This is a genomic window from Lacinutrix sp., from assembly GCF_023299985.1.
Taxonomy (GTDB): Bacteria; Bacteroidota; Bacteroidia; order Flavobacteriales; family Flavobacteriaceae; genus Lacinutrix.
On the sequence record NZ_JALZVX010000217.1, the window covers coordinates 1 to 13,971 of the forward strand.

The window sequence follows — 13,971 nt, forward strand, 5'->3', positions numbered from 1 at the left end:
AATCCTGCCACCCCGACTTTTAAAGCTTCAGCATTTGCTGAAGCTTTTTTTATTAGTGAAACTCTGTTTTGAAAAATTGAGCAACAAAGTATTTAAAATAATTAGTTTAACTAATCTCACTTTTTCAATGAGATCTCAGATTATATTAACTAGATATAAAAGCAAATTCATCGAAATGGATTAATGAAAAAAGATTTCTAAATGCAAAATTTGAATGGCAAACTGGCTTTGGAGCTTTAACTGTAAGTCAATCTCAATTAGTCAAAATAACAAACTATATAAAAAATAAAAAAGAACACCATAAAACGAAAACCTTTAAAGAAGAATATATAGATTTTTTAAAAGCTTATAATATTGATTATAAGACAGAATATCTCTTTAATGATTAATAGTGTCGCTCCTCTGGAGCTAACATAAATTCGGAAAATATTTTTCTATTAATATATTTCTCCTATGGAGCTTTAGGACTATTAATAGTATCTATTGTTTCTGTCAAAATATAAATAAAGTATAACACAAAGTCTAGCTTTGTAAGAGCTAGACAATAATAATTAAAACATTAATCTCTTTTTTCTTTTAATCCTTATACAAACTAGGTAATCTTAATTTAAACTTAACAGCCAATATTCGAGTTAAAATAACCACCAAACCTGCAATTATAAAAACAAGATTACCTTCTATAGGTAAACGTCTAATAATAAAGTATGCAATACCTCCAAGAATACAGGCTGTAGCATAAATTTCTTTTCTAAATATTACTGGAATTTCATTACACAAAATATCTCGAATAACACCTCCAAAACATGCAGACATCGTGCCTAAAGCTATGCAAATAATAGGATGTAAACCTGCATTAATACCTTTCTCTACTCCTACTACTGTATATAAACCAATGCCAATAGTATCGAATAAAAAAAGTGATTTACGTAAATAATCTATTTTAGATTTAAAAATAACAGCCAAAATAGTTGAGGCTAAAACCACGTAAACAAAGGTCATATTCGTCATCCAACTTACAAGAGTTTCTCCAATTAAAACATCTCGCAAAGTTCCGCCTCCAACCGCTGTAACAAAAGCAATAATAAGAATCCCAAAAGGGTCCATTTTTTTATTGAGTGCCACTAATACTCCAGAAATGGAAAATGCTATGGTTCCTAAAATATCTATAATGTAGAACATTGGTTATTAAATTATTAGTATTTTAATTTATTTAGTGCTTTGATAATTAAACTTCAAATTGCGTTAAATGATGATCTAAATGCTTGTAAAAAGAATTATTCCATTCTGTTGCAGTTAGTTTTCCAAAAGAATGAGATACTTTACCATCAAAATAATCTTTACCTAACGCCTCTGTTTTTAAAATATACGCAATAAGGTGTTGCTTTTCTTTTTCAAAATCTCTAGCATCTGCAATTATAAATTGTGGCGCTGTTCTTCCATTTTTAGTATAAGGCTTTTGGTTTACTACTGCATTTTTAACAAACAGTTTTAGTAGCATTTTGGCTAATGCATTTGGTCTTGCATGTTTTTCCGTATATACCATTTCGTAAGTAACACAACAATGTGCTAACATTTGTGAAACAGACATTTTTCCCCAATTAGGTTGCGTTTCTGTTGTTAGATTATTAATACGATTAGTGATTTCTGTGGTAACTTCTTTGCTAAAAATGTCTTTCATAATAATTAGGCTTTAAACTTATAGTATTACTATTTTAATGTAAATAGTTTTAGTTCTTTTTATTCAGTTATAAAGGTTCTTATAAGACTTCAAAATACATTTATAATGAACAATCTATTACTTAAAAAACAGATACCGAAGCAAGTTCGGCATAAGTTATTCTCTGCTTACATGTTCTGAGTATAATAATTATAATCTTTAATAACCGTATCTAAAAAAACTATGGGTTGTTCTTCTGGTTCAACTCCCATAATATCCTTCACTTTAACAACTAATTTAAGTATTACTTTATGGTTTCCTTTTCTTTTTGCATCGTCATACAAACTTTTAATGGTTTGCATTTCAGGATCTTTAAATAATGTAACCTGTGTATAAGTTGGAACATAATCCAATGCTATATCTTTAATAATAGTATCGTTTATTGTTATTTTACGTTTTTCAGAAATCACAGTAGTTTCTGCAGCTATATCGCCTAAACGTTGTCCAGTGCCTTTCATTAAAATTACAAGTGTTGCCAAACCTCCAGAAGTTAAACTCACATCTATAATTCGTAATATCCAACGCACAAAATAATTAGCGAAACTAGGTTTAGAACCATCTAAACGCACTACTCGTATTTTTAAAACATTCTTACCAACGGTTTGTCCGTTCCAGAAGGTTTCTAACAAAACATGATATAAAAATCCTGGTAAAGACATTAATAAATAGATAGACCAAGAATCTCTTAGATTTAGATCTAACAGCATTAATAACATAATTGAAGCAAACAGATAAATACCAATAATAAGACTATCTATTATAAAAGCACCTATTCTATCCATTATACCAGCTATATTTTGAACAATTGCTACATTTTGAGCTGTTTCTATTTGAAGTTCTTTCATATTTTCTTTTCTTTGAAAGTCTAATAAGATATTACATGCGTGAAGCTGCTTTCGTTAAGCAAAATAAAGATAAATGGTTAACATTTGAAAGTGTTCTGTCAAATAATATGGTTATTTCGCCAGATGAGCTCTCTAGTCTCTATATCGAAATCACAGACCATTTAAGTTACGCTAAAACTTTTTATCCAAATAGCAATACACAAGCCTACTTAAATGGATTAGCATCTTCTGCTCACCGCAAAATTTATAAAACAAAAAAAGAATCTAAAAACAGGTTAATTACTTTTTTTACACATGAGTTTCCATTAATGTTTCGCCAACACCATCGCGAACTTTTAGTTGCTTTTTTAGTATTTACACTATTTGTAGTGATTGGTGCTTTTTCTGCTGCTAACGAAGGTGATTTTGTACGTAGTTTTTTAGGAGACGGTTATGTAAACATGACCATGAATAATATAGAAAAAGGCGACCCAATGGGTGTTTATAAAGAGCAAGGCGAATTTAATATGTTTTTAGGAATTACCTTAAATAATATAAAAGTTGCACTCTATGCTTTTGGTTATGGTTTTATGCTAGGTATTGGTTCTCTTTTTATAATGATGCAAAACGGAATCATGCTAGGCAGTTTCCAATACATGTTTTACCAACAAGACTTACTTTGGGAATCTGCTAGAACAATATGGATTCATGGCACTATAGAAATTGCTGTAATAATAATTGCAGGTTGCTCTGGATTGGTTGTTGGAAATAGCATGCTCTTTCCAGGCACTTACACAAGATTAGAGTCTTTTGTTAGAGGTGTAAAAAACGGACTTAAAATTTTAGTTAGTACTATCCCATTTTTTATTATAGCAGGATTTTTAGAGGGATTTGTAACCAGACATACCGAAATGCCAGACTGGCTTGCCATTTTTATTATCTCTGCTTCTTTAGCACTTATACTATTTTACTATGTAATTTACCCAATACAAATACATAAAAAAGAACACATTAAAAACACATTAGAAACTCAAGAATTAACCACCAAATAAATAATTATAGAATGAAACAATTTATACAATTTAAAAAACAACGCGAACTTGGAGATATGCTAAGCGATGTATTCGCATTTTTACGTAATGAATACAAACCATTTTTTGCTTTAGTAATACAAATCACTTTACCTTACTTAATACTTTTCTTTGTTGGCTTAGCTTTTATGCTATATACATTTGGTGACCTTGGATCACTTATTACTAGTGGCTCTTCTCCTTTCGAAGGTGAAGAAATGGACATTTTAATGCTTATCATTTCTGTATTAGTACTAACTATTGCTGGAATACTAGTGTATGCTTTAGCATATTCAACAACCTTACACTACATAAAATCTTATACCGAAAATGATGGTGTAGTAAACGCAGACACTGTAAAAGACGAAGTAAAACAAACTTTTGGTAGTTTTATAGGTTTAAGTATCCTTAAAGGTCTTGTGTTGTCTGTTGGTTTTATGTTATGTTTTTTTCCATTTGTTTATCTTGTTGTACCAATGTCTGTAGTGTTTTGCATCATGATTTTTGAAAAGAAAACAGTTATGGACGCCTTTAGCGATAGTTTTAGTTTTATTAAAGACGAATGGTTAATGACCATTTTAGTACTGTTTGTAGTAGCCTTAATTACAGGTGTTATTGGAGGTGTACTTAATTTACCAGCAACAATTTATACCTATATTAAAATGGGTATATTTTCTGGAGATTTCGATGCTGCAGGAGATCCGTTTGCCTTTTATAAAGATCCCATTTACATTGTTTTAAATCTTGTAAGCTATGCTTTTAGATTCTTTTTAAACTTTATTACTATAATTATTACTGTTTTTATTTATTTCAATATTAACGAGAAGAAAAACTTTACAGGTACTTTTGAGCAAATCGATTCTTTAGGAAAAACAGAATAGTAATATGCAATTATTAAGACTTCTTTTTCTATTACTATTTGTTTGTAATATTGGCTTTTCTCAGGATAATACTATCCCTGAAGAAACCACTGCGCCTTATTACAAAAAACAAGACATTAGTAAAGAAACTCTTAAAAAATATAATGATAACGATACTTTTAATTATGAAGAAAAGCTAGCAGACGAAGATTCGCCTTGGGCAAAATTTAAACGTTGGGCAATGAGTATACTCATGCGAATTGCAGAATTTTTATTTGGTGTAAATGCTGCTACAGGAGCTGTATGGTTTGTATTAAGAGTAGTACCATATATTCTTTTAGGTACTTTAGTGGTGCTCCTTATTCGCTTTTTCCTAAAAGTGAATAGTAGAAACATTATCTATGGTGAGCAAAAATTATCTAAAATTAAATTTACAGACGAAGAGCAAATTATTAAAAATGAGGACATTAATGCATTAATAGCAGAAGCTGTAAAACAAAAAGATTATAGACTAGCCATTAGGTATTACTATTTATTAGCAATTAAAGAACTCTCGGAAAACAATATAATAGAATGGCAACAACAAAAAACTAACGAAGATTATATTAAAGAAATAAAGACTACTATTTTACAAAACCAATTTGGTAAAATAACTAAAATTTACGACTATGTTTGGTATGGTGAATTTGAAGTTGATGCTTTAAAATTCGAAAATTTAAAATTAGATTTTATTAATTTAAATAATAATGTAAAAAACTAATTTGGATAGAAGAGCAAAAATATACATTGTACTTACTGCCTTAGTGGTTGTGCTTATTATTGTTGTAGAATATAATAAACCACAAAAAATAAATTGGTTTCCTAGTTATGCTAAACACCATAAAATACCTTACGGTTCTTATGTTTTTCACCAGCAATTAGAGCGTCTTTTTTCTAAAGAAAACATTGTAGAATTAGAGCGTCCGCCTTTTGAAGTTTTAGATAAAAAAACTAAAACTGATATTAATGGCACTTACTTCTTTTTAAACGGAAATGTACAATTTGATAAAACAGAACTAGATAGACTATTAGAGTGGACAGCAGAAGGAAACACGCTTTCTATAGCCTCTTCTAGTATTTCAGATAAATTATTAGACACCTTAAATTTAGAGACTTCGGTTATTAGTAATTTTAAAAATTTTGATAATGTTTTTAGCCTTAAACTTCAGAATGAAGCATTAAATAATAAGAAACAATATAGTTTTAAAAAAGCTAATTTTTTAGAACATTTTTCGGTAATCGATTCTACTAAAACTAAAGTAATTGCAACAATTTCAAATGTTTCAAAGAACGATTCCATTGTAGAAAAGCAACATATAAATGTTATTAAACAAGCCTTTGGAGAAGGCGAAATAATACTAAATTTATTTCCGCAGGCCTATACTAATTATTTCATTTTAAAAGATGATAATAAAAATTACACTGCAGGTTTATTGTCTTATGTAAATCCAGAACAGTCTATTTATTTCGATAATTATTACAAATCTGGAAAAAAAGCACACATGTCTCCTCTCTATGTTTTTTTTAAAGCAAAACAACTACGTTGGGCTTATTACATTATGTTAATTGGTGCTTTATTCTATATAATTTTCGATGGTAAACGCAAGCAACGTGCTATTGCTGTTGTAAAACCATTAAAAAACCAAACATTAGAGTTTACACAAACTATAGCAAACATGTATTACGAAGGTGGTAAACACACTGCTATTACACAACATAAAATTCAGCATTTTTTAGAATACATTAGAGTAAATTTACACTTAAACACTAATACAATAGACGATACCTTTATAAGTAATTTAGCATCTAGAAGTAATAATACCATAGAAGATACCAAAACGTTATTTAATACTATTAATACGCTTTCTAACACTAACGATATTACAAAAGAAGCTTTAGAACAACTAAACACTTCTATAGAAACCTATAAATCCAACAACTCATGGAAAACCAAGATTTAGATTTTAATAACAGAATTCCTTTAGAGGATTTAAAAAATGCTGTAACAGCCATTAAAGCAGAACTGGGCAAAGTAATTGTTGGGCAGCAAGAATTTATAGAACTACTAATTGTTGCACTTTTAGCAGATGGACACGTGCTAATAGAAGGTGTTCCAGGTATTGCAAAAACCGTAACTGCAAAATTATTTGCTAAGGTTTTAAAAACCAATTTTAGTAGAATACAGTTTACACCAGATTTAATGCCTAGTGATGTGTTAGGAACATCGGTTTTAAATATGAAAACTTCGGAGTTTGAATTTCATAAAGGTCCTATTTTTTCTAACGTTGTTTTAATAGATGAAATAAATCGTGCGCCAGCAAAAACACAAGCTGCTTTATTTGAAACTATGGAAGAGCGACAAGCAACAGTAGATGGTACAACTTATCCTTTTGAAGCACCTTTTATGGTCTTGGCAACACAAAACCCAATAGAGCAAGAAGGCACTTATGCTTTACCAGAAGCGCAATTAGACCGTTTTATTTTTAAAATAAAAGTAGATTATCCAAGTCTTGAAGACGAAATTAAAATTATACAAACACACCACGAGCGTAAAGGGCAAAAACCACAAACATTAATTCAACCAATACTAGATGCTAAGGATTTAGCAGATTATAAAGCAAAAATCCAATCTGTTTTAGTTGAAGAAAAAATTATAAAATACATAGCAGAATTGGTTTCTAAAACTAGAAATCATCCGCATTTATATTTAGGTGGTTCACCAAGAGCCTCTATTTCAATTTTAAATACATCAAAAGCATTTGCTGCAATTAGCGGTAGAGATTTTGTAACACCAGATGATGTAAAAAAATCGCTGAAACCAATTTTAAATCATAGAATTATTTTAACTCCAGAACGTGAAATGGAAGGCATGAAAACTGAGAATGTTATTGATATGATTGTGCAAAGTGTGGAAGTGCCAAGATAAATAAATAAAAACCACAGTGTGGTGAAATATTAATAATTATATAAACGACATGCTTTATTTAGCTCTGTAAGAGCGACACAATAATATTACAAGTCACTACTAAGGAGTTTGGCAACATGGTAAAATGTTTATTATTAATATAAAACTCCTCTGGAGTTTCTATACATAGAAAATTAACTCAAAATCAAATAAATTATGCAAAAAAGCAAACTACCTATCTTTATTATTTTAATAGTGTTTATTCTTTTTACAGCGAAAACATTTTTTGGAATAGGATTAGAAAACGAGCTTAATAATTGGAGGTTTTACGCGTCATTAATTGGTTTTTTAATACCTGTTATTTTTCTATTTTTATTTTACAAACATACTAAAAAAGAAGAAAAATGAAATTAAGTAATAAAATACAAGAGTTATTAATTGTTAGTTTATAACTCTTAAATAAATGAAATTCATAAAATCATTATACTTACACAACGCTTTCTATGTCTATTTGGCTAGTGCTTCAGTATGCTTTTTATTGTCGTATTGGATCCCAATATTATACCCAATTGCATGGATAATCACAACTTTAATAGTAGTATTGTTTTTAATGGACTTACTGTTACTATATCGTATAAAAGAACCTATAAAATCAAGACGTTTATTACCTGATAAATTCTCTAATAGTGACGAAAATCCAGTATCAATTACTGTAACTAACAACTATCCTTTTAAAACTGAAGTATCTGTTATAGACGAATTACCTGTACAGTTTCAAAAAAGAGATTTCGATTATAACGCAACTCTTCAACCAAACGAAATTCATGATTTTAGCTATAATGTTAGACCATTAGAACGCGGTGAATATTACTTTGGGTATCTCAATATTTTTTGTTCTTCAGCTTTAAAAATTGTAAAACGAAAATTCAAGTTCCAAAACGAGCAAATGGTTGCTGTTTATCCATCGTTTATTCAAATGCAGAAATACGATTTTCTTGCCATGAGTAATAATCTTACAGAATTTGGAATGAAAAAAATTCGTAAAATTGGTAATACTTCAGAATTCGAGCAAATAAAAAACTACGTTAAAGGCGACGATTTTAGAACTGTAAACTGGAAAGCTACAGCCAAGACTGGTAAATTAATGGTCAACCAGTTTCAGGATGAGAAATCCCAACCTATCTACTCTGTTATAGATACAGGACGTGTAATGAAAATGCCTTTTAATGGTTTAAAATTACTAGATTATGCTATAAATTCTACTTTAGCTTTTAGTAACGTCGCTTTAAAAAAGCACGATAAAGTTGGAATGCTTACGTTCTCTAAAACTGTAGATTCTTTTTTGCCAGCAATACAAAAACTAACTTACCTTAATACAATTTTACAACGTTTATATAATATAGACACGCAGTTTACAGATAGCGATTATGGTATTTTATATGCACAATTAAAACGTAAAGTAACACACAGAAGTTTATTATTATTATATACTAACTTCGAGCATATTAGTGCTTTAAAAAGGCAGCTACCATACTTACAGGCCATTTCTAAAAAACACTTATTAGTTGTTGTACTCTTTGAAAACACAGAATTGGACAGCCTTATTGCTGAAGATGCCGAAGATTTACAAGCCATTTACCATAAAACAATTGCCGAAAAATTTTCTTTCGAAAAACGACTAATGGTTAAAGAACTTCAAAAATATGGTATCCAGAGTATATTAACAGCACCAGAAAAATTAACTATTAACACCATAAATAAATACTTAGAGATTAAAGCAAGAGGACTACTTTAGCTTCAATTCTATTGTATTTTATCTTGACTTTAAGTCTTTTAGCCGCTAAAGTTTTATTTGTTTTTTAGTTTTCTAATTTTTAGCATATCTTGCAAATGCTATTAATTAATTTAAAAAAAACCTAGATGAAACCATTTGGCTTCTTTCTTATTGCTATAGCTTTGGTAATAAGTTCTCAATATCTGCATTCTCAAACAATAAATAGTCCATGGACAACTAGTTTTGGACCAAATGCCATAAATAATCCAGTACGTGATCAAGAAGCTGGCTTAGGCCGTTTTAAAACATGGAACTTAAATGCAGCAGGTTTTAGGCTATCTGCAGGACGTTTAATAAAAGATAGAATTACTTTTGAAGCTGTTGCATCTCTAAACAGTATAGAAGAAAACTATCCAACCGAAGACTCTAAAAACATAGAATTTCCATACGTTGCTTTAGACGGCATGTTTAAATATCAATTTACAGACGGTTTGGGTAGTATAGATCCTTACACTACAATTGGTGCTGGTTATACTTGGCTTGACACCATTGGTGCTGGAACAATAAATGGTGGTATTGGCACTAATATTTGGATTGGTAATTCGTTTGGGTTTAACATACAATCTGTTTACAAACATGCTTTCGAAGACTATGGATTACAGCATTGGCAACATTCTGCTGGAATTATCTTTCGTTTTGGCGGAAAAGATACAGATAATGATGGTTTAAACGATGATAAAGACGCTTGCCCAGAGTTATTTGGTACGTTTGAAACCAATGGTTGTCCAGATACAGATAAAGATGGTGTTATAGACTCTCAAGACCTATGCCCTAACAATTTTGGTCCTACTGCCATGCGTGGCTGTCCAGATAATGATGGTGATGGCACACCAGATAAATACGACAAATGCCCAAAAGTTAAAGGTGAAATTAAAGACGATGGTTGCCCAGTTTTCGATACAGATAAAGATGGTGTTATAGATAGAAAAGACAAATGTCCACAACAACCTGGATCTCCACAAAATGCTGGTTGCCCAACAAAACAACAAATACAACAAGAAGCACAACAAAAAAACATAGCACAAAATCAACAACAAGTAGAACGCAATAATGCTATTAAATTAAAAGTTACTAATGAGTTAAATACGCTTGTAAATGCAGTATTGTTTAGTAATGGCAATGCATTATTAACCAATAGTGATATGGCTGCCTTAGACAATATTGCTAAAGTAATGCTAGCACAACCTAACATGAAATTTCATATTGCAGGACACACAGACACTATTGGTAGTAGCGAAACAAATATGCTATTGTCTCAAAAAAGAGCAAAAGAAGCTAGAAACTATTTAATTTCTAAGGGCATAAATATTAATAATTTAACTTCTCAAGGTTATGGAGAAGAAAAACCTATTGCAGATAATAGTACTGAGGATGGAAGGCTAAAAAACAGACGCATAGAGATTTTTATAGTTAATTAACAATTGGTCTATTAAAATTAACAGTTGGGTTACTTAGTTTAGAATACGTTTTAGTTATGTTGAATATTTGATTTATCAATAACACTAAAACACATTTATTATGAAAACTATTACAATTACTTTAGCAATCCTTATCTCCTCATTATTTTCTTTTGCTCAAGAAAATACAAACCGTAACATTACAGTTACTGTAGATAACGTTAAAAACAACACAGGAAAAGTATTACTTACATTACATAACAAAACGACTTTTCTAGTTGCAGATGGTGTTCAAAATATTGAAACCAAAATTGAAGACGGAAAGGTTAAAGCAACATTTAAAAATGTAACTCCTGGAACCTACGCTATATTAGTATTGCATGATGAAAATGAGAATAAGGCAATGGATTTTGATACTAATAGAATGCCTATTGAAAACTATGGCATGTCTAACAACCCTTTAGGTTATGGACCTCCACAATATAGCGAAGCTAAATTTGAATTAAAAAATGAAGATTTAGAAATGAACATTAGATTTTAACCAATCAAGTATTTTAATAACAAAGGCGACTATTAAGTTGCCTTTGTTGTTTTATTTAAATACTCTGTTCTAACCAAGCATTCATCATCCAAACTGTTTTTTCTTGTTCTGCAATAAAATCGCTCATCATAGAATTAGTACCTTCATCGTTTGCATCTCCTGCTTTATCAAGAATTTGTCTTTCTAGTTTCAATAATTCGGTTAAGGAATGTACAATAAGTTCTACTGCATCAACATCTTTAGATACATTCTTTCCTACAGGTACTTTTGCTTTTTTAATATAATCATCGAAAGTATGCAAAGGTATTTCACCTAAAGTAAGTACACGCTCTGCTATCTCATCAACTTTCATGTTTGCATCTGTGTAAAGCTCTTCGAACTTAACATGTAAACCAAAAAAATTCTTTCCTTTAATATTCCAATGTATGCCTCTTAAATTTTGGTAATACGTTTGAAAATTTGCTAATAAATCGTTTAAATCTTTTGCTACATCTTTCGTTTTTCCTGCATTTAATCCTAAGCTATTTAGTGTCATAATTTTATTTTTAAATGATTTAATTACAATATAAAGGTAATATGAAATTAAATGTTAATTATCATAAATTTTATTGATAGATTTTATATTTTTATAGTTTAAACCTATTTAGATGACAATTACACAATTAACTTATGTTCTTGCAGTAGCAGAACATCAAAATTTCACCAAAGCAGCACTAAAATGTTTTGTAACGCAGCCTACATTAAGTATGCAAATTCAAAAATTAGAAGATCAACTAGATATTTTAATTTTCGACAGAAGTAAAAAACCAATAGAGTTAACCGAAGTTGGTAAAAAAATAGTTAGTCAAGCTAAAAATATAGTTAACGAATCTAATAGAATTCAAGATATTGTAGATCAACAAAAAGGATTTATTGGTGGTGAATTTAGATTAGGAATTATTCCTACAGTAATGCCAACATTACTACCAATGTTTTTAAAATCTTTTATTAAAAAGTATCCTAAAGTAAAGCTTAAAATTGAAGAACTTACTACCGAAGAAATAATTACTAGAATTAACGATGGACATCTAGATGCAGCAATAGCAGCTACGCCTTTAGAAAACGAGGCTATAAAAGAACGTGTTTTATATTTTGAACCTTTTATGGCTTACATACCGCAAAGCCATCGCTTAAGTAGTAAAAAAACAATTGATACAGAAGATTTAGACATCGAAGACATGCTTTTACTTGAAGATGGACATTGCTTTAGAGATGGTGTTATTAACTTGTGTCGCGTTTTTAAAGACCAAACCGATGAGCATTTTCAATTAGAAAGTGGTAGTATAGAAACTTTAATAAAACTATCTAACGAAGGCTTAGGCATGACTTTACTTCCCTATCTACACACATTAGAAATTAATGAAAAAACAAGAAACAATTTAAAGCAGTTTAATGCGCCTTCTCCAGCAAGAGAAGTGAGTATAATATATCATAAAAGTGAATTGAAAATGCAAATTATTGAAGCGCTTCAAGATGTAATTTCTGGAATTATTAGAGGCGCAATAGCATTTCAAAATGTACAGATAATAAGCCCTTTGGCTAAATAAAATTATTATAAAAATAAAAGCGGCTAAATAGCCGCTTTTATTTTTATCTGAATTAGAGGTATTCTAAAATGCGTATTGCAACCCAAAAGTTATTGTTTCATTCGTTTTTAATTGAGTTTCATTTACATTTTGCAAAAAAGGTGTAGCATATTCAAACCCAAGTCTCAAGTTTTTAAGTGTACCATTTGGCACATATAAATTAAAACCCAAACCAGAATTAATATAAGTTCCACCAGAGTTATTAGTATTTGCCGTTATTATCATATTTGGATTTAATACTGGATTTTCTCCATTTATTTCATCTACAATTAAACCTTCAACTCTTCCCGAAAAACTTAACCAATTATTCGCTTTAAAAGCCAACCAATTGTTTAAACTGTAACGGTTTCCTAAACTGTAATCGTTACTATTTTCTCCTATTCTTAACAAACCTGTAAGCTGAGAACCAAAAGAAAAAGCTTCATATTGTTTTAAATACGTTAAACCTAATGTTGCGTCAAATGTGCCACTTCCAATCTGCATAGGATAAGGCAAAACAACTTCATTCCCACTTGATGCTGGTGTAACATCCTTATTATTAAAAGTTCCTGTTGGTAAAGAAAGAGAAAAATTACCATGCAACTGGTTTTTGTTTTTGTTAAAAAACTTATAAAGCATGCCTAGTTTAACATCTCCAAAACCTGAAGATTCTGTAGCAAACTGTCCACCCATTGCTGTAATATGATCCATTTCCATACTCATATAATTTGCCATAACAGATAATGTAACACGATTATTTGGCGCATACATTAAACCAAGCATATGCATATCCATAGGCATACGTGTTGGTGTAACCATATATTGCCCTCCATTTGGGATTAAAATACTTGATGGAGAAACATTGTTATTTCCCGTTTTTAAACCTTCCATATTCATACTCATAAACCTGTAAGAAAGCATAAACTCTCCTTTTCCATGTGTATGATCTCCCATAACAGAAATAGGCGCATGACCATCTGGTCTACTTCCTCTCCATTTATTAGTATTTTCTGTTTCGTTTGATTGTGCAAATAGCACTGTTGTAGCCATTAAAAATAAGGCATTGATATAGTGTTTCATTTTATATTAAATGAATTTGTTATAATTAAAATTTGATGTTTATTGATATAGTGTTTCATTTTATATTAAATGAATTTGTTATAATTAAAATTTGATGTTT

Annotated in this window: 15 protein-coding genes; 10 read left to right on the forward strand and 5 right to left on the reverse strand. The window is 30.0% G+C overall.

The features are described 5' to 3' along the window. The first annotated feature begins 179 nt into the window (after positions 1-179). Positions 180-389, forward strand: coding sequence for a hypothetical protein (locus Q0C58_RS11585; protein ID WP_290701745.1), 210 nt, complete (start codon positions 180-182; stop codon positions 387-389). Positions 390-576: 187 nt separating this feature from the next. Here the strand turns inward: Q0C58_RS11585 and Q0C58_RS11590 are convergent, their stop codons facing one another. The 3 genes from Q0C58_RS11590 to Q0C58_RS11600 all read right to left on the reverse strand — a co-directional run bounded on the left by Q0C58_RS11590 (position 577) and on the right by Q0C58_RS11600 (position 2,562). Continuing rightward, positions 577-1,179: a trimeric intracellular cation channel family protein gene (locus tag Q0C58_RS11590; protein WP_290701707.1), complete on the reverse strand. Its 603-nt coding sequence runs from the start codon at positions 1,177-1,179 to the stop codon at positions 577-579. 46 nt (positions 1,180-1,225) lie between these two features. Then, positions 1,226-1,678, reverse strand: coding sequence for a DUF1569 domain-containing protein (locus tag Q0C58_RS11595; RefSeq protein ID WP_290701710.1), 453 nt, complete (start codon positions 1,676-1,678; stop codon positions 1,226-1,228). Between the two features lie 167 nt (positions 1,679-1,845). Beyond that, positions 1,846-2,562: an RDD family protein gene (locus Q0C58_RS11600; protein ID WP_290701712.1), complete on the reverse strand. Its 717-nt coding sequence runs from the start codon at positions 2,560-2,562 to the stop codon at positions 1,846-1,848. Positions 2,563-2,597: 35 nt separating this feature from the next. On the opposite strand from Q0C58_RS11600, the gene Q0C58_RS11605 reads away from it, so the two are divergent. The 8 genes from Q0C58_RS11605 (at position 2,598) to Q0C58_RS11640 (ending at position 11,187) form a co-directional block, all read left to right on the forward strand. After that, complete coding sequence (locus Q0C58_RS11605; RefSeq protein WP_290701715.1) at positions 2,598-3,593, forward strand: stage II sporulation protein M; 996 nt, start codon at positions 2,598-2,600, stop codon at positions 3,591-3,593. An 11-nt stretch (positions 3,594-3,604) separates the two neighbouring features. Next, positions 3,605-4,492: a hypothetical protein gene (locus tag Q0C58_RS11610; protein WP_290701718.1), complete on the forward strand. Its 888-nt coding sequence runs from the start codon at positions 3,605-3,607 to the stop codon at positions 4,490-4,492. A gap of 4 nt (positions 4,493-4,496) precedes the next feature. Next, entirely contained in the window at positions 4,497-5,231 is a 735-nt protein-coding gene (locus Q0C58_RS11615; protein ID WP_290701721.1) for a DUF4129 domain-containing protein, read from the forward strand. A 1-nt stretch (position 5,232) separates the two neighbouring features. Next, complete coding sequence (locus tag Q0C58_RS11620; RefSeq protein ID WP_290701724.1) at positions 5,233-6,471, forward strand: DUF4350 domain-containing protein; 1,239 nt, start codon at positions 5,233-5,235, stop codon at positions 6,469-6,471. Next, the gene (locus Q0C58_RS11625) at positions 6,453-7,436 is read left to right on the forward strand and encodes a MoxR family ATPase (RefSeq protein ID WP_290701727.1); all 984 of its coding nucleotides are present in this window, start codon (positions 6,453-6,455) and stop codon (positions 7,434-7,436) included. Before Q0C58_RS11620 ends, Q0C58_RS11625 begins: the two co-directional genes overlap by 19 nt. 442 nt (positions 7,437-7,878) lie before the next feature. Continuing rightward, positions 7,879-9,210, forward strand: coding sequence for a DUF58 domain-containing protein (locus tag Q0C58_RS11630; RefSeq protein ID WP_290701730.1), 1,332 nt, complete (start codon positions 7,879-7,881; stop codon positions 9,208-9,210). 125 nt (positions 9,211-9,335) lie between these two features. Further along, the gene (locus Q0C58_RS11635; RefSeq protein WP_290701732.1) at positions 9,336-10,667 is read left to right on the forward strand and encodes an OmpA family protein; all 1,332 of its coding nucleotides are present in this window, start codon (positions 9,336-9,338) and stop codon (positions 10,665-10,667) included. 100 nt (positions 10,668-10,767) lie between these two features. Then, positions 10,768-11,187, forward strand: a complete 420-nt coding sequence (locus Q0C58_RS11640; RefSeq protein ID WP_290701735.1) for a DUF2141 domain-containing protein — start codon at positions 10,768-10,770, stop codon at positions 11,185-11,187. A gap of 55 nt (positions 11,188-11,242) precedes the next feature. On the opposite strand, the gene Q0C58_RS11645 is transcribed toward Q0C58_RS11640, so the two are convergent. Next, positions 11,243-11,722, reverse strand: a complete 480-nt coding sequence (locus Q0C58_RS11645; RefSeq protein WP_290701738.1) for a DNA starvation/stationary phase protection protein — start codon at positions 11,720-11,722, stop codon at positions 11,243-11,245. A 112-nt stretch (positions 11,723-11,834) separates the two neighbouring features. On the opposite strand from Q0C58_RS11645, the gene Q0C58_RS11650 reads away from it, so the two are divergent. Then, positions 11,835-12,773 carry a LysR substrate-binding domain-containing protein gene (locus Q0C58_RS11650; protein WP_290701741.1) on the forward strand — a complete coding sequence of 313 codons (939 nt, stop codon included), beginning with the start codon at positions 11,835-11,837 and terminating at the stop codon, positions 12,771-12,773. Between the two features lie 63 nt (positions 12,774-12,836). On the opposite strand, the gene Q0C58_RS11655 is transcribed toward Q0C58_RS11650, so the two are convergent. Further along, positions 12,837-13,871, reverse strand: a complete 1,035-nt coding sequence (locus Q0C58_RS11655; protein WP_290701743.1) for a transporter — start codon at positions 13,869-13,871, stop codon at positions 12,837-12,839. Positions 13,872-13,971: the final 100 nt, after the last annotated feature.

What these genes read in the sequence shown, in the direction of transcription:
- Q0C58_RS11590 (WP_290701707.1), bottom strand. Translation starts at nt 1,179, where the DNA reads ATGTTCTACATTATAGATATTTTAGGAACCATAGCATTTTCCATTTCT.
- Q0C58_RS11595 (WP_290701710.1), bottom strand. Translation starts at nt 1,678, where the DNA reads ATGAAAGACATTTTTAGCAAAGAAGTTACCACAGAAATCACTAATCGT.
- Q0C58_RS11600 (WP_290701712.1), bottom strand. Translation starts at nt 2,562, where the DNA reads ATGAAAGAACTTCAAATAGAAACAGCTCAAAATGTAGCAATTGTTCAA.
- Q0C58_RS11605 (WP_290701715.1), top strand. Translation starts at nt 2,598, where the DNA reads ATGCGTGAAGCTGCTTTCGTTAAGCAAAATAAAGATAAATGGTTAACA.
- Q0C58_RS11610 (WP_290701718.1), top strand. Translation starts at nt 3,605, where the DNA reads ATGAAACAATTTATACAATTTAAAAAACAACGCGAACTTGGAGATATG.
- Q0C58_RS11615 (WP_290701721.1), top strand. Translation starts at nt 4,497, where the DNA reads ATGCAATTATTAAGACTTCTTTTTCTATTACTATTTGTTTGTAATATT.
- Q0C58_RS11625 (WP_290701727.1), top strand. Translation starts at nt 6,453, where the DNA reads ATGGAAAACCAAGATTTAGATTTTAATAACAGAATTCCTTTAGAGGAT.
- Q0C58_RS11630 (WP_290701730.1), top strand. Translation starts at nt 7,879, where the DNA reads ATGAAATTCATAAAATCATTATACTTACACAACGCTTTCTATGTCTAT.
- Q0C58_RS11635 (WP_290701732.1), top strand. Translation starts at nt 9,336, where the DNA reads ATGAAACCATTTGGCTTCTTTCTTATTGCTATAGCTTTGGTAATAAGT.
- Q0C58_RS11640 (WP_290701735.1), top strand. Translation starts at nt 10,768, where the DNA reads ATGAAAACTATTACAATTACTTTAGCAATCCTTATCTCCTCATTATTT.
- Q0C58_RS11645 (WP_290701738.1), bottom strand. Translation starts at nt 11,722, where the DNA reads ATGACACTAAATAGCTTAGGATTAAATGCAGGAAAAACGAAAGATGTA.
- Q0C58_RS11650 (WP_290701741.1), top strand. Translation starts at nt 11,835, where the DNA reads ATGACAATTACACAATTAACTTATGTTCTTGCAGTAGCAGAACATCAA.
- Q0C58_RS11655 (WP_290701743.1), bottom strand. Translation starts at nt 13,871, where the DNA reads ATGAAACACTATATCAATGCCTTATTTTTAATGGCTACAACAGTGCTA.